This is a genomic window from Phytopseudomonas flavescens, from assembly GCF_900100535.1.
Taxonomy (GTDB): domain Bacteria; phylum Pseudomonadota; class Gammaproteobacteria; order Pseudomonadales; family Pseudomonadaceae; genus Aquipseudomonas; species Aquipseudomonas flavescens.
In genome coordinates this window covers 151553-170489 of the sequence record NZ_FNDG01000005.1, presented here as the reverse complement: position 1 = coordinate 170489, position 18937 = coordinate 151553, and the positions used below count along the sequence as shown (strand labels likewise).

General features: G+C 63.5%; 18 protein-coding genes and 1 pseudogene. 12 read left to right on the top strand and 7 right to left on the bottom strand.

What is annotated here, in order from left to right; all coding sequences use genetic code 11:
- Window positions 1-11 precede the first annotated feature (11 nt).
- Both BLR94_RS08535 and BLR94_RS08530 read right to left on the bottom strand, forming a co-directional pair.
- Window positions 12-923, bottom strand: coding sequence for a putative 2-dehydropantoate 2-reductase (locus tag BLR94_RS08535; RefSeq protein ID WP_084304335.1), 912 nt, complete (start codon window positions 921-923; stop codon window positions 12-14).
- A pseudogene (locus BLR94_RS08530) lies at window positions 920-1888 on the bottom strand (GGDEF domain-containing response regulator); the annotation flags it as partial. The pseudogene BLR94_RS08530 and the gene BLR94_RS08535, both read right to left, overlap by 4 nt.
- Before the next feature lie 252 nt (window positions 1889-2140).
- Between BLR94_RS08530 and BLR94_RS08525 the strand changes: the two are divergent.
- Window positions 2141-2620: a YajQ family cyclic di-GMP-binding protein gene (locus BLR94_RS08525; protein WP_084304333.1), complete on the top strand. Its 480-nt coding sequence runs from the start codon at window positions 2141-2143 to the stop codon at window positions 2618-2620.
- A gap of 142 nt (window positions 2621-2762) precedes the next feature.
- Entirely contained in the window at window positions 2763-3599 is an 837-nt protein-coding gene (locus BLR94_RS08520) for a mechanosensitive ion channel family protein (RefSeq protein ID WP_084304332.1), read from the top strand.
- A gap of 60 nt (window positions 3600-3659) precedes the next feature.
- On the opposite strand, the gene BLR94_RS08515 is transcribed toward BLR94_RS08520, so the two are convergent.
- Window positions 3660-5204: an AmpG family muropeptide MFS transporter gene (locus tag BLR94_RS08515; RefSeq protein ID WP_084304331.1), complete on the bottom strand. Its 1545-nt coding sequence runs from the start codon at window positions 5202-5204 to the stop codon at window positions 3660-3662.
- A 103-nt stretch (window positions 5205-5307) separates the two neighbouring features.
- Complete coding sequence (locus BLR94_RS08510) at window positions 5308-5676, bottom strand: MGMT family protein (RefSeq protein WP_090423675.1); 369 nt, start codon at window positions 5674-5676, stop codon at window positions 5308-5310.
- 153 nt (window positions 5677-5829) lie between these two features.
- On the opposite strand from BLR94_RS08510, the gene BLR94_RS08505 reads away from it, so the two are divergent.
- Window positions 5830-6834, top strand: a complete 1005-nt coding sequence (locus tag BLR94_RS08505) for a DUF481 domain-containing protein (protein ID WP_084304330.1) — start codon at window positions 5830-5832, stop codon at window positions 6832-6834.
- 141 nt (window positions 6835-6975) lie between these two features.
- Here BLR94_RS08505 and BLR94_RS08500 read toward each other — a convergent pair whose 3' ends face one another.
- Entirely contained in the window at window positions 6976-7734 is a 759-nt protein-coding gene (locus tag BLR94_RS08500) for an SDR family oxidoreductase (protein ID WP_084304329.1), read from the bottom strand.
- A gap of 403 nt (window positions 7735-8137) precedes the next feature.
- On the opposite strand from BLR94_RS08500, the gene BLR94_RS08490 reads away from it, so the two are divergent.
- From BLR94_RS08490 to BLR94_RS08465, 5 genes are all read left to right on the top strand, one after another.
- The gene (locus BLR94_RS08490) at window positions 8138-8602 is read left to right on the top strand and encodes an FxsA family protein (RefSeq protein ID WP_084304327.1); all 465 of its coding nucleotides are present in this window, start codon (window positions 8138-8140) and stop codon (window positions 8600-8602) included.
- Between the two features lie 268 nt (window positions 8603-8870).
- The gene (locus BLR94_RS08485; protein ID WP_084304326.1) at window positions 8871-9164 is read left to right on the top strand and encodes a co-chaperone GroES; all 294 of its coding nucleotides are present in this window, start codon (window positions 8871-8873) and stop codon (window positions 9162-9164) included.
- 47 nt (window positions 9165-9211) lie between these two features.
- Window positions 9212-10852: a chaperonin GroEL gene (gene groL / locus BLR94_RS08480; RefSeq protein ID WP_084304325.1), complete on the top strand. Its 1641-nt coding sequence runs from the start codon at window positions 9212-9214 to the stop codon at window positions 10850-10852.
- A gap of 512 nt (window positions 10853-11364) precedes the next feature.
- On the top strand, window positions 11365-12195 hold the full coding sequence (locus BLR94_RS08470; protein WP_084304323.1) for an isocitrate lyase/PEP mutase family protein: 831 nt from the start codon (window positions 11365-11367) through the stop codon (window positions 12193-12195).
- 2 nt (window positions 12196-12197) lie between these two features.
- The gene (locus BLR94_RS08465) at window positions 12198-12887 is read left to right on the top strand and encodes an extensin-like domain-containing protein (protein WP_084304322.1); all 690 of its coding nucleotides are present in this window, start codon (window positions 12198-12200) and stop codon (window positions 12885-12887) included.
- Window positions 12888-12891: 4 nt separating this feature from the next.
- Here BLR94_RS08465 and BLR94_RS08460 read toward each other — a convergent pair whose 3' ends face one another.
- Complete coding sequence (locus tag BLR94_RS08460; protein WP_084304321.1) at window positions 12892-13305, bottom strand: hypothetical protein; 414 nt, start codon at window positions 13303-13305, stop codon at window positions 12892-12894.
- Between the two features lie 95 nt (window positions 13306-13400).
- Between BLR94_RS08460 and BLR94_RS08455 the strand changes: the two genes are divergently transcribed.
- The 4 genes from BLR94_RS08455 (at window position 13401) to BLR94_RS08440 (ending at window position 18004) form a co-directional block, all read left to right on the top strand.
- Window positions 13401-14180 (top strand): class I SAM-dependent methyltransferase, encoded by a 780-nt coding sequence (locus BLR94_RS08455; RefSeq protein ID WP_084304320.1) that lies wholly within the window; start codon window positions 13401-13403, stop codon window positions 14178-14180.
- A gap of 136 nt (window positions 14181-14316) precedes the next feature.
- Complete coding sequence (locus tag BLR94_RS08450; protein ID WP_084304319.1) at window positions 14317-14826, top strand: (2Fe-2S)-binding protein; 510 nt, start codon at window positions 14317-14319, stop codon at window positions 14824-14826.
- Window positions 14823-15812, top strand: coding sequence for an FAD binding domain-containing protein (locus BLR94_RS08445; RefSeq protein ID WP_084304318.1), 990 nt, complete (start codon window positions 14823-14825; stop codon window positions 15810-15812). The genes BLR94_RS08450 and BLR94_RS08445 overlap by 4 nt, the downstream gene beginning before the upstream one ends.
- Window positions 15809-18004: a xanthine dehydrogenase family protein molybdopterin-binding subunit gene (locus BLR94_RS08440; protein WP_084304317.1), complete on the top strand. Its 2196-nt coding sequence runs from the start codon at window positions 15809-15811 to the stop codon at window positions 18002-18004. Before BLR94_RS08445 ends, BLR94_RS08440 begins: the two co-directional genes overlap by 4 nt.
- 667 nt (window positions 18005-18671) lie before the next feature.
- On the opposite strand, the gene BLR94_RS27670 is transcribed toward BLR94_RS08440, so the two are convergent.
- Window positions 18672-18815: a hypothetical protein gene (locus tag BLR94_RS27670; protein ID WP_208601339.1), complete on the bottom strand. Its 144-nt coding sequence runs from the start codon at window positions 18813-18815 to the stop codon at window positions 18672-18674.
- Window positions 18816-18937: the final 122 nt, after the last annotated feature.

The window sequence follows — 18937 nt, the reverse complement described above, 5'->3', positions numbered from 1 at the left end:
CGCGTGGCGGCTCAGTGGCGCGGCAATCCGTGGGCGTCCAGGTGCATGAACAGGCGCTGGCGCACGGCCTGCAGTCGCGGCAGCTGCAGCCCGGTTCGTTCACCCGCCGTACAGGCGTAGCCGAGCAGGTAGCTGATTTCGGTGCGCCGGCGCCGGGCTACATCCTGGTACATGGATGAATAGTTGGCGGCGGTGGCCTCGACCACCCGCCAGACATCGGCCTGAAGGTTTTCAGCCGCCTCGCCCTGACCGCAACTCCGCAGCAGCACCTCCAGCTCCGCACATAGCCCGTTGACTTCTTCGCGGTAGCCGGCGAGCTCACCGTTACGGCAGCCATGCAGCACGGTCAGTGGGTTGATCGCGCAGTTGAGCGCCAGCTTGCGCCACAGGCGCGCGAGGATGTCCGGGCTCCAGCTGTGAGGAATGCGACTGCGTTGCAGGTCGGTCAACCAGCCTGGCGGGGTGCTATCGGCGGGGTCACCGAGCCAGGTATGCCCCTGGCCAGCGAACACCACGCGCCAGTCATCTTCGCGAAAGGCGCCTTCGGTGCTGGAAGCGAACAGGCAGCGCCGGCCGGGGAGCTTTTCGAGTACCTCGTCCTGGCTGCCAAGGCCGTTCTGCAACAGGACCACGTCGGCGCCCGGCGCGAGACGATGGACGACACGCTCGATCGCGCTCGCTGCGTCGTAGGCCTTGCACGCCAGCAGCAGGCGCTGGATGGGCGTGTCATCGTCGAGACGGTGTGCCGGGATGGCGTAGCGGCTGGCCTGGCCCTGCTCGACCAGGGTCAGCGCCCCCGCCTGTCGGTAGCTGGCCAGGCGTCGCTCATCGCGCAGGATCAGTTGCACCGGCACGCCGGCGCGGAACAGTCGTACGGCCCACAGCCCACCCAGGCTGCCGGCGCCGAGCACGTGCCAGCTCATGGGCGGGGCAAACGCACCGCGGTGACGCGGCCACTGGCATGGGCTTCGGGAAGCAGGCGCATGGCGAGGTCGAGCAGTTGCTGCTGCTCCATGGGCAAGGCCTTGCCATCCAGCCCGACCACCGTGATACCGGCCCTGAGCGAGATGAAGCCTTCGCTGGTCTTGAAGGCCTTGAGGTTGAGGCCTTCATGCAGGCGTTTGAAGCTGCTCGACGAGCATTCGTGCAGGTGGTCGAGCAGGGTGATCAGGGCAAAATGGCGGTCGTCCAGGCTCACCAGCACGTCCAGCGGCCGGACCAACTGTTGCAGGCGGCGGGCCACGCTGCGCAGCAGCTCGTTGTAGACTCCGGCACCATGGCGAGCGCGCAACTCGTCGATGCCCTGCAGGCCGATCAGCAGCAAGCACAGCGCACCACCGCGTGACTCCATCTGGCGCAGGCTGTCGGTCAGTTTCTGGGTCAGGTAACGGCCGTTGCCGAGGCCGGTCAGCGGATCGACCAGATTACGTTCTTCCAGGCTGGCGATGCTCTGCATCAGCAGGGCATTTTCCTGCAGCAGGCGCTGCAGCGAGTTGCACAGGCGGTCGGCGGCGAACACCCGTGGCAGCAATTGTTCGTTCATCGCCGATTTGCTGATGAAGTCATCGACGCCGCGGTCGAAAGCCTCGCTCAGCACATTCTCGCCCTCCTTGCCGGTGAGCAGAATGATGTACGTGTAGTGCTCGGCCGCTTCGTCGAGCTGGCGCACCTTGCCGGTCAGCTCCAGGCCGTCCATCTCGGGCATCAGCCAGTCGGCCAGCAGTACGCTGGCGGGACGTTCTTCGAGGTTGCTGATGGCTTGCGCCGCACTGCTGGCGAAGCGTATGTCCTGATAACCAGCCTGGCTCAGCGCACGGCCGATCATGGCGCTGGAGAACTTGGCATCGTCCACCACCAGAATGCTGAGATGGGGGTTGGGCATGGAGGGTACTCGCAGGCAAGAAAACGGGTCGAGGAAGGGGAGTAACCAATACAACGCCGAACGCTCTGTATCAGAGCGGATATAATGATCGCGCCAATTTTGTCGTCAAGCCATCCGCGCGGTTTGCGGGGAAACTTATTCACGGCCTCGCGCCAGGCAACCCTGGCCGACGAGGTACCCGCAGGCCTTCGGCTCAGGCCAGCCTGGACCGGGAATGGCATCCCTAGCACAATCGCGCCTTTTATCAGGAGTAATTCCATGCCCTCGTTCGACGTGGTGTCGGAGCTGGATAAACACGAACTCACCAACGCCCTGGACAACGCGGCCAAGGAGCTGGAGCGGCGTTTCGATCTGCGCGGCAAGTGCAGCTTCGAGGCCAAGGACAAAGCCGTCACGCTGACTGCAGAGGCCGATTTCATGCTCGAGCAGATGCTCGACATCATTCGTTCCTGCCTGATCAAGCGCAAGATCGACAGCCAGTGCATGGAGAGCAAGGATGCCTACGCATCCGGCAAGGTGGTCAAACAGGAGGTCGAGTTTCGCGAAGGCATCGACAAGGAGCTGGCGAAGAAGATCGTCGCTCACATCAAGGACGCCAAGCTCAAGGTACAAGCCGCCATTCAGGGCGAGCAGGTAAGGGTCACCGGCAAGAAGCGCGATGACCTGCAGGAGTGCATCGCCTCCCTGCGTGGCAAGGATTTCGGCATGCCCCTGCAGTACAACAACTTCCGCGACTGACCACCACACGCCAGTGTTCCCGGGGGCTGGATTATTGAACCCGGGCGCGGCAGCGGCGTCGCACAGTTTCCAACGCTCGAGCAACCGTCGTGTCCTGCCTGCGCGGTGATGTGCTCGTCTCAACCTCTAGAAGGAGTCCCAGATGGATATGAGCGTCGACCAACTGGTCGTCATGTCACAGGCCTGGATCCCGGTTCTGCTGCAGTACAGCGGCAAACTGACCCTGGCCGTCTTCACCTTGCTGGTCGGTTGGTGGCTGATCACCAAGCTCACCAACAAGGTCAGCGCGCTGATGGATGGCCGCAAGGTCGACCGTGCGCTGAGCAGTTTCATCGGCAGCCTGGCCAGCATCGTGCTGAAAGTGCTGTTGATCATCAGCGTGGCCTCGATGATCGGTGTGGAAACCACGTCCTTCATTGCCGTGATAGGTGCCGCCGGCCTGGCCATCGGCCTGGCCCTGCAGGGCAGCCTGGCGAACTTCGCCGGCGGAGTGCTGATCATGTTGTTCCGTCCCTTCAAGGCCGGTGACTTCATCGAGGCCCAGGGCATTTCCGGTTCGGTCGATTACATTCAGATCTTTCACACCGTACTGCGTACGGGCGACAACAAGGTGGTCATCGTGCCCAACGGCACCTTGTCCAACGGCATCATCACCAATCACTCGCGGCAGAGCACCCGCCAGGTGCTGTACGACGTCAAACTCGATTACGAGGCTGACCTGTCGAAGGCTCGTGAAGTGCTGCTGGCGCTGTCGCAGGACGCACGTGTGCACCAGGACCCCGCTCCGGTCGTGGTGGTGTCCAGCCTGGGCGATACGTCGATCAACCTGTCGCTGCGCATGTGGACCTCGGCCGCTGACTACTGGCCGGTGATCTTCATGCTCAATGAAAGCGTCCGTGATCGACTGCGTGCCGAAGGCGTCGAGCTGGCGCAACCACCGCGCATGGTTCAGGTGCTGCAGCAGGGCAAGGCTGACTGATCGCAGCCCCGTTGCCGAACATGAAAAAGCCGACTCTCGTCGGCTTTTTCATGTTTCGAATCAAGCCGCGGGCTTGTCCGGTTCGCTGCTTGGCGTGATCGGTCGGCCGCCCTGGCGATGCCATTGCACGACGATCAGTATCAGGGTTGGCACCCCCATCAGCGCGGTGATCAGGAAGAAGTCGGCGTAGCCGTACTTTTCCACCAGCACGCCCGAATAACCGCCGATCAGCCTTGGCAGCAGCAGCATGATCGAGCTGAGCAGGGCGTACTGAGTGGCCGAGAACTTCAGGTTGGTAAGGCTCGACAGGTAGGCGACGAAGGCGGCGGTGGCCAGCCCGGAGCTGAAGTTGTCGGCGGATATGGTGAAAATCAGCATCTGCAGGTCCGCGCCCATGCCGGCCAGCATCAGGAACAGCAGGTTGGTCGCCGCCGATGCGGCACCGCCGATGAAGAGGATAGGCATGATGCCGAAGCGCACGATCAGCAGGCCGCCCGCACCAGCGCCCACCAGGGTCATGATCAGCCCGAACAGCTTGCTGACACTGGCGATCTGGTCCTTGGTGAAGCCCTGGTCGATGTAGAACACATTGGCCATCACCCCCATGACCGTGTCGGACATGCGGTAGGTGGCGATCAGCCCCAGCAGCAGCAGCGCCTGCCAGCGATAGCGCAGGATGAAATCATTGACCGGGGTAAGCACGGGCGCCAGGCCACGGCGGCCGAAGGACGACAGGCACAGGCCGGTGAGGATGGTGTAGAGGATGGCGCGCAGGAAGGCGCGATCCTCGAGCAGCAGATCAAGCAGGGTGGCTTCACCGCTGACCAGGCTGGGAAAGTCGGTGTTGTACAGCTGGGTGAACATGGCCGGTACCGAGACCAGCAGGACGATCAGCACCAGTACCGACGCGATCTGGTGGCTGAAGCCGTACTTGGCGGCTGCCAGCTGGGTTTTCAGGGACACATCCGGCTCTTTCATCCACAGGCTGGTGAGCAGGCCCGGCAGCATCAGCAGGGCGAACAGCAGGTAGGTACCGGCCCAGGCGGCATGCTGATAGAGCAGGGTGGTGGAGCCCAGGCCTTCGGCTACGTAGAGCGCGCCAGCGGTGGCCAGCAGTGCGGCGACCCGGTAGCCGGCCATGTAGCTGGCCGCCAGGGCGGCCTGGCGGGTGTCGTCGACGATCTCCAGGCGGTAGGCATCGACAGCGATGTCCTGGGTCGCCGAGGCGAAGGCCACCAGCACCGCCAGGGCGATCAGCCAGGTCAGGTGCGTATGCGGGTCGCACAGCGCCATGCCGGCCAGGCCGATGGCGATCAGTATCTGCGACAACACCAGCCAGGAGCGTCGCCTGCCCAGCTTGCCGAGCAGTGGCAGGCGCCATTGGTCGAGCAGTGGCGACCACACCCATTTGAAGGCATAGGCCAGGCCGATGAGGCTGGCGAAACCGATGGTTTCCCGCGCCACGCCCGCTTCGCGCAGCCACACGGAAAGTGTCGAGAACACCAGCATGTAAGGCAGGCCAGCGGCGAACCCGAGCAGCAGGAGAACCAGTGTCGAAGGACTGGAATAGGCGGCGATCGCGTCGCGCCAGCTTTTACGATGCATTGAACGGGATCGGCCTGGAGGGAGAAGACATGGACAAATGGCGCACTCTAGGGGCTAGGGTGGGTCAGTGCAAGCCAGCCGAGCTGCGCCCGCATACGAGGTGTCAGGCCTCATGCTCCAGGGGATGCCAGCCGTGGCAGCGGATATCCACTCGACCGTTGTGGGATAGCACCCCTTCGACGCGCAATCGGGCGCGTTGTTCAACGCCGCTTGGCGTGTCGGCTGTCAGGCTCAGACGGCCGCCTGCGGCGACCACCCGATGCCAGGGCAGGGAAGTACCGTCAGGCAACTGGCTCAGCGTACGGCCCACCCAGCGGGCGGCGCGACCCAGCCCGGCGAGGGCCGCCAATTGGCCGTAAGTGACCACCTTGCCGGTTGGTACCTGGGCGAGCGCCAGGTACAGCGCATCACGGCGAGCCTGTTGACCAGCGTCGGCCATTGGCATGCTGTAATCCGGCTGTCGTTTGGCCATGGCAGGCTCCTGAGGGCGTGATCGAGCGTCTAGCGCGGCATTTTCTCCCGCCTGTGGTGAACTCGGATGAATTCCGTCGGTCACTTCTTGCTCATATAACGGGTATGCGGATAATGCCCGATTTATCGCGAACCGGAGCAGTAGTATCCGCTTATGTTTACTCGAACCCTGTTGTGCCTGAGCCTCGGTGCGGTAGCGATGCCGTCGATGGCCGATACCGTCTGGATGAAGAATGGCGATCGCCTGACCGGAACCATCAAGCTGCTCGACGGCGGCAAGCTGCTGTTGCAGACCGAGTATGGCGGTTCCATTCCCTTGGATTGGAAAAAGATCGCCACCCTGGACAGCGATCAGGAATTGCTGGTCAAGGAAAACGAAGTGGAGGGGGAGCGTGCCAAGTCCCTGAAGGCTTCCGACACCGGCAAGGTGACCCTGGCCAACGGCGAGGCGCCGAGGACCGTGGAACTGGCAAGCATCAAGCAGATCATGAAACCCAAGCCCTTCGTCGAGGACTTCCTCTGGAAGGGCAACATCGACGTGGCCATGGACTACAAGCGCGCCGAGAGCGACACCGATGACTACGACGTCGACCTGAAGACCCAGGCGCGTCACGGTAAATGGCGTCACAACGCCACGGTGGACTACAACCGCGAGCTCAGGAACGACGTGGTCAGCACTGACAATTGGGGAACCGAGTATGCCCTCGATCGTTTCCTCGACGAACAGTGGTTCTGGCAGGGGCGCCTGGAGTACAAGCGCGACAAGATCGAAGATCTGGAGCGCCAGCGCACCATCGGTACCGGTCCGGGTTACCAGTTCTGGGACAACGAGCTTGGCGCGCTCTCCATGGCCACCCTGCTCAACCGTTCCGACTACGAGTATGCCAATGGCGAGAAGGACAATTTCTACGCCATCAGCGTGCGATGGGACTACAACCGTTATCTGATCGGCAAGACGTTCGAGCTGTTCAGTACCGGCGAAGTGGGCAAACCACTGGGAAGCGTCGCCGATTATGCGCTGGATGCCGAAGTCGGCCTTCGCTACAAGGTCACCGATTGGGCTTCGCTCAATATGAAGGCGTCGAAGGACCAAGTCAGCGGTTCGGAAGGCGACAAGGACGAAACCCGCTACACCATCGGCTTTGGTGTGGGCTGGTAATCCAGCCTGCGGGATGCTCCCCAAACAGCCCTGCATGCGCAGGGCTTTTTTCTAGCTGCCATCGACGGGATGCGGCGCATCCTCTGCAGCACCGTTTGCAAGCCATGTGACGGCGCTACGACCCTTTGGCACTGGTCGGTGTTACAGCCGAACGCCGCCGTCGAGTTCGAGGATACGCCCGGTGAAATAGTCGTTCTCCAACAGGTAGGCGACCGAATGGGCGATTTCACGGGGCTGGCCCAGGCGCTTGAGCGGGATCACCGCGGTCATGCGTTCCAGCGCTTCAGGCTTCATGCTGGCGACCATATCGGTTTCGATGAAGCCCGGCGCCACACCGGCCACGCGGATGCCATAGCGGGCCAGCTCACGGGCCCAGACCACGGTGTCGGCAGCCACACCGGCCTTGGCGGCGGAGTAGTTGGCCTGGCCGATATTGCCGGCCCGCGAAACCGACGAAATGTTGATGATCGCTCCCTCGTTCTGCAATTCGATCATCTTCGCGGCCACTTCCCGGGTACACAGGAACACGCCGGTCAGGTTGACGTCGATCACCGACTGCCATTGCGCCAGGCTCATCTTGCTCATTTCGCCGTCCTTGACCCTGATGGTCAGTCCGTCGCGCAGAATGCCGGCATTGTTGACCAGGCCATTGATCGAGCCGAAGTCCTCGGCGATCTGGGTGATCGTCTGGGTCACCTGTTCCTCGCTGGCGACGTTGCACAGGTAGGTGCGGGCCTGGACGCCGAGCGCCCGGCAGGCAGCCGCGGTCTCGTCGAGTTTCTCCTGGTTGAGGTCGACCAGGGCCAGGCGAACGCGTTTTTCCGCGAGGTATTCGGCCATGGCTCGTCCAAGCCCCTGGCCGCCGCCCGTGATGATGATCACCTTGTCTTCGAGTTGCATATCCATCCCCTTCGAATCAGCCGGCTGGATGCCGTTGACGCACTGTAGCCACTATCCTAGCAGGCGGCCGAAGCCTGTAAGCGAGGCGTCAGTGCATCTTTGCTGGTAGCTTGGCAGGCCAGCCCAGCGCGTATCGGCGCGCTGCGATTCTGTCGCCGTGCGCTATCCTGGCGATGAAAATCCTTGGCCTCGTGGGGGGCGGTTTTCATCTGCAGAGCGCTGATGGCCGCTGCCGGCTGGTCTTCGAACATTCTGCAACACTGCCAGCAAGGCGGGCCAGGCCCCGTCCTCACCGGCGTCCACCGATGTGCGGGCAAAGGAATTCGAGGGTTCAGCTTGAATTAAGCGCAACACCCCATACTTCTCTCCCATCGGAAGTCGTTCTTCCGCCTAGGAAACCGCGATGCGCATTTTCATGTTGTTGTTCCTGTTGTTCCCGATTCTCGAGCTGGCCGTGCTGATCTCGGTAGGCAGCGCCATCGGTGTATTCCCGACCATTGCCCTGGTGATCGCCACGTCGATCTTCGGTGGCCTCATTCTGCGTGTCGCCGGCATCACCACTGCCTGGCGTGCCCGCGAACGGCTGGCCCGTGGCGAAATGCCGGATCAGGAGGTGTTGCAGGGACTGATGATGGCCGTAGGTGGTGGCTTGTTGCTGCTTCCCGGCTTCATCAGTGACTTCGTTGGCCTGCTGTTTCTGCTGCCGTTCACTCGCCGCAGACTGGTCGAGCGCGTGCGCCGTCGAGCTGCCGAGCAGGCGCAACGCCAGCGTGCCTTCGCCGATGATCTGGCGGCGCGCAACGGTCAGCCAGGGCCCGGCGGGAATCGTCCCAACGTGCTCGAAGGCGAATACGAACGCCGCGACTGAGCGAGCCGTTGGCTGTATCCGAACCCCGATCCGGCGTGCCGAATCGGGGTTCGGTGTTTTCGTGCAGGCGATTTGCACGGCCACTACTGGAATTTTTTTCGCGCTGCGCCCTTGAATTACCTTTCAGCGACCTTATGTAGCGGTCACCGCAAGGTTTTTCAGCGTATCTGCGCTGAAACATATTTCGGTGCTACGTGTGATGCGCAGCACCCCGATCCTGCCGGTGAGAGCACCGGTTGAAGTCAACAACTATTGGGAGAGATCGACAATGAAGCTTCGTCCTTTGCATGACCGCGTCGTGATCCGTCGCAGCGAAGAAGAAACTAAAACCGCTGGCGGTATCGTGCTGCCGGGCTCGGCTGCGGAAAAGCCGAATCAGGGTGAAATCGTTGCCGTCGGCACTGGCCGTGTTCTGGACAACGGTGAAGTCCGTGCGCTGGCCGTCAAGGTCGGCGACAAAGTGGTTTTCGGCCCTTACTCGGGCAGCAACACCGTCAAGGTCGACGGCGAAGACCTGCTGGTGATGAGCGAGAACGAAATCCTCGCCGTCGTCGAAGCCTGATTGCCCGCGAATTCCGTTTAATCGTCAAGAATTGAGGATCAAATAACATGGCAGCTAAAGACGTAAAATTCGGCGACGCCGCTCGCAAGAAACTGCTGACTGGCGTCAACGTTCTGGCCGACGCCGTCAAGGCCACCCTCGGTCCGAAAGGCCGTAACGTAGTCCTGGAGCGCAGCTTCGGCGCGCCGCTGATCACCAAGGACGGCGTTTCCGTCGCCAAGGAAATCGAGCTCAAGGACAGGATCGAAAACATCGGCGCCCAACTGGTGAAGGACGTTGCCTCCAAGGCCAACGACGCTGCCGGTGACGGCACCACCACGGCCACCGTGCTGGCCCAGGCCATCGTGACCGAAGGCCTGAAGTCGGTTGCAGCCGGCCTGAACCCGATGGACCTGAAGCGCGGCATCGACAAGGCCACCGCGGCCATCGTCGCCGAGCTGAAGAACCTCTCCAAGCCGTGCACCGATAGCAAAGCCATCGCTCAGGTCGGTACCATCTCCGCCAACTCCGACGAATCCATCGGCAACATCATTGCCGAAGCCATGGAAAAAGTCGGTAAAGAAGGCGTGATCACCGTTGAAGAAGGCTCGGGCCTGGAAAACGAACTGTCCGTCGTAGAAGGCATGCAGTTCGACCGTGGCTACCTGTCGCCGTACTTCATCAACAAGCCGGACACCATGGTTGCCGAGCTCGACGGCCCGCTGCTGTTGCTGGTCGACAAGAAGATCTCCAACATCCGTGAGCTGCTGCCAGTCCTGGAAGCCGTTGCCAAAGCCGGCCGTCCGCTGCTGATCGTCGCCGAAGACGTCGAGGGCGAAGCCCTGGCGACGCTGGTCGTCAACAACATGCGCGGTATCGTCAAGGTCGCTGCCGTCAAGGCACCGGGCTTCGGTGATCGTCGCAAGGCCATGCTGCAGGATATCGCTGTCCTGACCGGCGGTACCGTGATCTCGGAAGAGATCGGCCTGAGCCTGGAAAGCGCCACCCTGGAGCACCTGGGTCAAGCCAAGCGTGTGGTCCTGAACAAGGAAAACACCACCATCATCGACGGTGCCGGCCAGCAGGTCGACATCGAAGGTCGTGTGGCGCAGATCCGCAAGCAGGTCGAAGACACTTCGTCCGACTACGACAAAGAGAAGCTGCAAGAGCGTCTGGCCAAGCTGGCTGGCGGTGTTGCCGTGATCAAGGTTGGCGCTGCCACCGAAGTCGAGATGAAAGAGAAGAAAGCCCGCGTCGAAGATGCCCTGCACGCCACCCGCGCTGCAGTGGAAGAAGGCGTGGTGCCTGGCGGCGGTGTTGCCCTGGTGCGTGCTCAGTCCGCTCTGGACGGCCTGAAAGGCATCAACCTCGAACAGGATGCGGGTATCAACATCCTGCGTCGTGCCATCGAGGCGCCGCTGCGCCAGATCGTGGCCAACGCCGGTGACGAAGCCTCCGTGGTTCTCGACAAGGTCAAGCAAGGTACCGGTAACTACGGTTACAACGCCGCCAACGGCGAGTACGGTGACCTGATCGAGTTCGGCATCATCGACCCGGCCAAGGTGACCCGCAGCGCGCTGCAGGCTGCTGCTTCCATCGCCGGTCTGCTGATCACCACCGAGGCGATCGTTGCAGAGCTGCCGGAAGACAAGGCCGCACCAGCCATGCCGGACATGGGTGGCATGGGTGGTATGGGCGGCATGATGTAAGCCACCCGGCCCCTGCAGCAAAGAGAAACCCCGCGCTTGCCGCGGGGTTTTTTTATCTGTAGTTTCTGGCGACCGCCATCGGCGTATACCGTTCGTCTTGCTGAAAGTTGCAACCACCTATCGTGATCTAGTGTTAGCGGACGGTGTTGGCAGTGCTATCAAGAGGTTGCAGTCATGAGGTTAGAAATAGTACGAGGTTTGTTCGCTGCTATGGCACTCAGCGTGTCGGTGGCAGCGGCTGCTTCCTGGTATGAGCCCGGTCACGGTGTGGTCAGCAGCCATGGGCGCAGCTATTGTGCCAATCCCGATCTCAAGCGTGCTCCGGCAGCCCAGGCACAGGCGGGTCAGAATCTGCTCTGGTTGGTGCTGGGCCTGTCTCAGGGTATGCGGCCACAAGGTTGATGGCGCCTCACGTCCCCGCTTACCAGCCAATGAATTTCTCCAGTGCGGGAAAACTTCGCTACCCTGCGCACTGACCCGATCCCATCGGCCAGATTTCAGGGAGAATCCGCATGTCCACAGCACAGCGTCTCGGCGAACGTTTCAGTCAGTTGCATCGGCAGGATGGCCTGCTGGTGCTGCCCAACCCGTGGGATGCCGGCTCGGCGAAGATGCTCGCGAGCCTCGGCTTCCAGGCGCTGGCCACCACCAGCGCCGGGCTGGCATTTTCTCTGGGGCGGTGTGATGCCGAAGGCGCGGTATCGCGCGACGAAGCGCTGGGCAATGCACGGGACATTGTCGCAGCCACGGCCCTGCCTGTGGCCGCGGATCTGGAGAACGGCTACGGCGATAGCCCGCAGACCTGCGCCGAGACGTTGCGCCTGGCGGCTGCGCTGGGCCTGGTCGGTGGCTCCATCGAGGATGCCACGGGGCGAGCCGACGCCCCCATCTATGCGTTCGAGCTGGCGGTGGAACGCATCCAGGCTTCGGTCGCCGCCGTTCGTAGCCTGGACTTCCCCTTCACCCTGACCGCGCGGGCGGAGAACTATCTGCACGGCCGCGCGGATCTTGACGACACCATCCGCCGCCTGGTGGCCTACGCCGAGGCAGGAGCCGACGTGCTCTATGCGCCAGGCCTGACAAGGCGCGAGGAGATCAGCGCGGTGGTGCAGGCGGTGGCGCCGCGGCCGGTCAACGTGCTGGTCGGCTCTGCGAGCCTGAGCCTGTCCCTGGACGAACTGGCGGAACTCGGCGTCAAGCGTGTGAGCCTCGGCTCCAACCTGGCGCGGGTGGCCTACGGCGCGTTCCTGCAGGCCGCTACGGGGCTTGCCGACGCAGGTGACCTGCGTGGCGCGCAGAAGGCACTGTCGTTCGATCGCATCAACGATCTGTTTCGCGGCTGAGGATGCGTCGTTTCCTGACCGCGCTGCTGCTGTTCATCGTGGTCGGTGGCCCGCTGGCGCTTTACCGGCAGTGGCTCGACGTACCGCCACGCTGGAACCCCTGGGCACCGCTGGATCTGCGTGATGCACCGAACTGGCTGACCGGCTACAAGCTCGGGCGCCTGCAGGACGATCCGGCGCTGTGCCGCACGGTGCTGGATACCTCGTCGCTGCGCTATGTGGCGTTGGCCGACAGCACGCCAGCGGCCGACTGCCCGCTGACCAACACGGTGCGCGTGCAGGGCAGCGATATACGCTTGAGCAGCAGTTTCATCGCCACCTGCCCGGTGGCGGCGGCATTCGCCCTGTTCGAACGGCATGGCTTGCAGCCAGCGGCGCAGCAGGTGTTCGGCCAGCGCGTCACCCAGGTCGATCATGTCGGCAGCTTCGCCTGCCGGACCATCGCCGGCAGTCAGCGGCGTAGCCAGCATGCCTCGGCCAATGCCCTGGATATCGTCGGTTTCCGCCTGGCCGATGGCCGGCGCATCAGCGTGCTGCGCGACTGGCCGGGCAGCGACGACACGTCACTGTTCCTGCGCCAGGTGCAACAGGCGGCCTGCGCCAGTTTCAACACCACCCTGGGGCCTGATTACAACGCCGCGCATCGCGACCACTTCCATCTGGATATGGGCATGTTCCGGATGTGCCGCTGAGCGATCAGCCTGCCAGGCGCTGTTGCAGCGTCAGGCGGCCGAGCAGCAGTTCCCAGGGATTCAGTGATTCCGTGAGCAACCCGTTGGTCTTGCTCTGTTCGCTTTCATCACGGGTTGTCAGAGACTGCGGTTGCAGGGCCAACTGATCAAGGGTGAGGGCACTGTCGGTGTCGTGCACCGAACAGACGAACTGGCGCTGCATCATCACATCTTCGAGGGTGCGAATGCCTTGTACCGGGGCCTCATCCGCTGCTGCCGGCGCTGGGAGCGGGAGCGTGCTATTGGCAGGGCTCTCCATCGACAACAGCACGCTACGCAGAATCTGGTCGTACAGCGCCGAGCTGGCACTCGAGGATGTACCGGCTTTCTGAGACGCGACCCGGGTATCACCGGGAATACGGGAGATGACATCGAACATCAGGCGGCTGGCTCTGGCAAACTATCGCATAGACAGGCTATCGGCCGATCAAGGCCCACATTGAGCCCTTTACCGTTATCGATGGACGATCCGCAATGAGTGAAAGACAGCCCGCCGCGCGTATCCGCATGGAGGCCCTCGCCCCGCACCTGCATGAAGCAGCGCAACAGTGGGCGCAGCGCCTCGGGTTGCCGGTGGAGGGGGAGGCCGAGTTCGCGCTGCAGCTGGGCGAAGCCGGCTTGCAACTGGTCGAACTTGGCCCTCAGGCGCCGGGGCCGGTGCGGGTGGATTTCGTCGAGGGGGCGGTCGCGCACCGGCGTCAGTTCGGTGGCGGCGCCGGGCAGATGATCGCCAAGGCCGTCGGCATCCAACCGGGCATCCGGCCCCGTGTGCTGGATGCCACCGCCGGCCTCGGACGCGATGCCTTCGTGCTCGCCAGCCTCGGCTGCACCGTCAGCCTGATCGAACGCCAGCCGTTGGTCGGCGCGCTGCTCGAGGATGGCCTGCAGCGGGCTGGCGCCGATGCCGAGGTGGCAGCCATCGTCGCGGGCATGCGTCTGTTGCAGGGCAACGCCATTTCCATCATGGCCGACTGGCAGGAGGAAGTGCCCCAGGTGATCTACCTCGACCCGATGTTTCCCCATCGCGACAAGAGCGCTCTGGTGAAGAAGGAGATGCGCCTGTTCCGCCCCTTCGTGGGGGACGATTCCGACGCCCCCGCGCTGCTCCAGGCGGCTCTCGCGCTGGCCAGCCATCGGGTGGTGGTCAAGCGCCCGCGCAAGGCGCCGATCATCGAGGGAGCGAAACCGGGCTATGCCCTGGAAGGCAAATCCAGCCGTTACGACATCTATCCGCTGAAGAAACTCTCCTCTTGAAAAATGCCCTTGCGAGCGGCGAATTGCCACGGATGGCGATACGCTGGCGCGGCTGAACCAACCTGAACGATTCGCGGAGGCCCACCTCAGATTCTGAACGGATGCACCAGACATCCGAGCGAACCGAGGTAGCCCCATGAGCGAGACCATCACTGACGGCTCACAACGCCGTGCGATTTCCCTGTCGTTGAACGGCAGCCCCCTTAACGTCGAGGTGTATCCGTGGATCACCGCCCTCGATCTGTTGCGTGAAGAACTCGACCTGATCGGCACCAAGAAGGGCTGCGATCACGGTCAGTGCGGTGCCTGCACGGTGCTGCTCGACGGCCGCAGGGTCAACGCCTGCCTGACCCTGGCGGTGATGCTCGACGGCCACGAGCTGACGACCATCGAAGGGCTGGCGCAGAACGGTGAGCCGCACCCGATGCAGCGCGCATTCGTCAAGCACGATGCCTTCCAGTGCGGCTATTGCACGCCCGGACAGATCTGTTCGGCGGTCGGGCTGGCGGCCGAGGGGCGCATCGACGATGTCGGCGACATTCGCGAGCGGATGAGCGGCAACCTGTGCCGCTGCGGGGCCTACAGCAACATCGTCGCGGCCATCGAGGAAGCCTTGCCGGTCTGCGAGAAGGCGGTGCGCCCATGACACCTTTCGCCTACAGCAAACCCCAGGGCATCGACGAGGCCGTGCGCCTGGCCGGGCCGGACAGCCTGTTCATCGCCGGCGGCACCAATATCGTCGACCTGATGAAGGAAAACCTGGTGCGGCCCAAGCGGCTGATCGACATCAATGCCTTGCCCCTGCGCGACGTGGTGTCCACCGCCGATGGTGGCCTGCGCATCGGTGCGCTGGTCAGCAATGCCGATCTGGCCTGGCACCCCGAGGTAGAACGCCGTTATCCGTTGCTCAGCCAAGCGCTGTTGTCCGGTGCCTCGCCGCAGTTGCGCAACATGGCCAGTGCCGGCGGCAATCTGCTGCAGCGTACCCGCTGCCATTACTTCTACGACAGCCAGGTGCCGTGCAACAAGCGCGAGCCCGGCAGTGGTTGCCCGGCGCGCGAGGGCCTCAACCGCTACCACGCGCTATTCGGTGCCAGTGAGCACTGCGTGGCGGTGCACCCCTCGGACTTCTGCGTGGCGCTCGCCGCGCTCGACGCTCAGGTGGTGATCATCGGTCCCGGCGGCGAGCGCCGCGTGCCCTTCGCCGAGTTTCATCGCCTGCCGGGCGATACCCCACAGCAGGACACCGTGCTGGAGGCAGGTGAGCTGATCCTGGCCATCGAGTTGCCGGCCGAGGGCTTCGCCTCCCATCATGCCTACCTCAAGTTGCGTGATCGGGCCTCGTTCGCCTTCGCCCTGGTATCGGTGGCGGCGGCGCTGAAGTTCGACGCCGATGGGCAGATCCGCCAGGCCCGCCTGGCCCTGGGCGGGGTTGCGCACAAACCCTGGCGGCGCACCGAGGTGGAAGACAGCCTGGTCGGCCTGACCGCCAGCAACGAGCACTTCGAGTCAGCAGCCGAGTTGCTTCTCCGGGATGCTCAGCCGCTGATCCACAACGGCTTCAAGGTGGAACTGGCGCGCCGCGCCATCGTTCGCGCCCTGAGCACCGCAGCACAAGGAGCCCGCCCATGAACGCGCCTGCACTCGGCAAACCCCTCGACCGTGTCGACGGCCCGCTGAAGGTCAGCGGCCAGGCCCGTTATGCGGCTGAATACCCCAGCGATGGTCTGTTGCACGGTAGCGTGATCTGCAGCGTGATCGCCCGGGGCCGCATCATCCGCATCGATACCTCGGCCGCGCTGGCCCTGCCGGGCGTGAAACGGGTGCTCAGCCACGAAGATCGTCCGCCAATGGCGCAGGACGATGAGAGCTATGAGGACGACGATGCGGCCGATGGCTCGCCGTTTCGCCCCTTGTTCAATGCACGCGTGCGCTACAGCGGCCAGCCGGTGGCACTGGTGGTCGCCGATAGCCTGGAGCTCGCTCGCCATGCCGCTTCCCTGGTGCGCATCGAGTACCAGCAGCAGCCTCATGCCACGGATTTGCTGCAGGCCCTGGACAGTGCCCATGCCGCGCCAGCCGAACTGCCGGAGCGGCGCGGTGACGCCGATGGGGTCATTGCCGGGGCGCCGGTACGCCTGGAACTCGAATACGAGTTGCCGAACGAATACCACCACCCGATGGAGCCCCATGCCTCGACGGTGATCTACCAGGCCGACGGCAGCCTGCTGGTGCATGACAAGACTCAGGGGCCGCAGAACAGCCAGCAGTACCTGGCCAGCGTACTCAAGCTCGACCCGGCGCGGGTACGCATTCTATCGTCCTTCGTAGGCGGCGCCTTCGGCTCGGGGTTGCGCCCGCAATACCAGCTGCCGCTGGCCGCCATGGCGGCGCTGCAGTTGCAGCAATCGGTGCGCGTCACGCTCACCCGTCAGCAGATGTTCACCTTCGGCTACCGCCCACGCACCGTGCAGCGCCTGCAGCTGGGTGCCACGGCCGACGGCAGGCTGCAGGGGCTGGTGCAAGAGGTGATCGGCCAGACCTCGCGCTTCGAGGACTTCACCGAACACGTCGCCGAGTGGTCGGGCATGCTCTACCACTGCGACCACCTGCGCCTGGCCTACCGTCTGGCGCCACTGGACGTGTACACCCCGCTGGACATGCGCGCACCGGGCGCCGCGACGGGGCTGTTCGCCCTGGAGTCGGCGATGGACGAGCTGGCCTGGGCGACCGGCGTCGACCCCGTGCAGCTGCGCCTGGCCAACTATGCCGAAACCAACCAGAACGAAGGCAAGCCCTATTCCAGCAAGGAGCTGCGCGCCTGCTATCAGCAAGGGGCGGATGCTTTCGGCTGGAGCAAGCGCAGCCCGCAACCGCGCAGCATGCGCGTGGGTGATCAACTGATCGGCTACGGCATGGCCACCGGCGTGTGGGAAGCCATGCAGATGCCGGCCAGTGCCCGCGCCACGCTGACCGCCGATGGTCGTCTGATCGTCGCCAGCGCGACCTGCGATATTGGCCCTGGTACCGCCACGGTGATGACCCAGATCGCCGCCGATGTTCTCGGTATGGACCCCGCCCACGTCGAGTTCCGGCTCGGTGATTCCAACCTGCCAAAGGCGCCACTGCAGGGCGGTTCTTTCACTGTGTCGTCGGTTGGCAGCGCGGTACGCGAGGCCTGCCTGGCGCTGGCCGAGCAGCTCTGTGATGCGGCACGGCAACTGCCGGGGGCGCCGTTCACCGATGCCAGCGCGTTGCGCTTCGTGGGTGACCGCGTTCAGCAGGGCGACGACGCAGGCCGCTCGGTCGCACTCGCTACGTTGCTGGCTCGCCATGGCAGCCTGGAAGTGGAGGTGCAGGCACAGCCGGGCAAACAGCGCGAGCGCTACGCCAGCGCTACCCACTCGGCAGTGTTCGTCGAGGTCGAGGTGGACGAGGCCCTGGGCTCGGTGCGAGTTACCCGGGTGGTCAGCGTGATTGCCGCAGGTCGGGTGATCAATGCCAAGACCGCCCGTAGCCAGATTCTCGGCGGCGTGGTCTGGGGCATCGGCATGGCCCTGCACGAAGAGGCGATGATCGATCACCAACTGGGGCGCTGCATGAACCACAACCTGGCCGACTATCATCTGCCGGTGCATGCGGACATCGGCGATATCGAGGTGATCTTCGTCGAGGAGGATGACCAGATCGTCAACCCGCTGGGCTCCAAGGGCGTCGGTGAGATCGGCATCGTCGGCGTCGCCGCGGCAGTGGCCAATGCGGTCTATCACGCCACCGGCAAGCGTATTCGCCAATTGCCGATCACCCTCGACAAGTTGCTTTGACCCTCGACACGGCCCCGCTCGACTGTCGGGGCCGTGGGTGCGCCACACGCTGGCAGGCCCTGCTCGGCGAGCCCCTGTGGCCTGCCAATGCGGCGAGGCGTGGCGCGGATGGACGCCCAGCCAGGCGGGATAGGGGTCGCCTTTGTCCTCACTCCGATAAAGGCCTACCTGAGCGTGGAAGCGTTCCACCGCCGCGTGCTCTTCCATGAAGTCGACGAAGGCTGGCAAATCGGCGTTTTCATACTCCCAGGTGTGCCTGTAGCGTTGGGTGGGGCCACGTTGGTTCGCGCCGGCCACATGTACCAGAGCATCGACTGGGTCTGCTTATCCAGCCGCCAGTTCAAATAAAGCTTCGCCGCCTCGGAGTGCTTGGCCTAGGGCCTGTTGACGTTTCACGCCGCTGGGCAGCGAAACTGGCCAGGTAGTCCCAGCCCTATCGATCGGCGATCTGCTTGAGCCAGAAGAGCACCGTGTCATCGTCGTTCGGACAGGTCGCCACGTTTTTCCTTTCAGGCCCGCACGCAGGTACTCCTTCGCTTCACGGAGCCATGCCTTCTTCTCGACGAGGGTGGTGTTCACGACATTGCCGAACGCATCGACGAATACGCCGGCCCATGCCCCTCGCGGGTCGCGAAAGGGAGGCTAGATCTTGTCCCGGCCGGCAGGTTTAGTAGCGCGCCAGCGCGCCCTCCTGTTTCCAGCGCGGGTAGTCGTGCAGGGTCTGCAACTGCACGTCATCGGGAACCAACGAATCCGTCGCCAGCTGATTATCGAGACGCGCATCGTGGAATGTGCCGTAGTCCACAATCACGTTCAGAGCCATTCCCGGAACGCGTTCTTCGAGCGCCTTCTTTTGGCGGCTTTCATGGATCGCACAGCCGTACCGACGCTGTCGCTCAAAAATACCTTGAATACAGCCTATTTCCGGCGGTA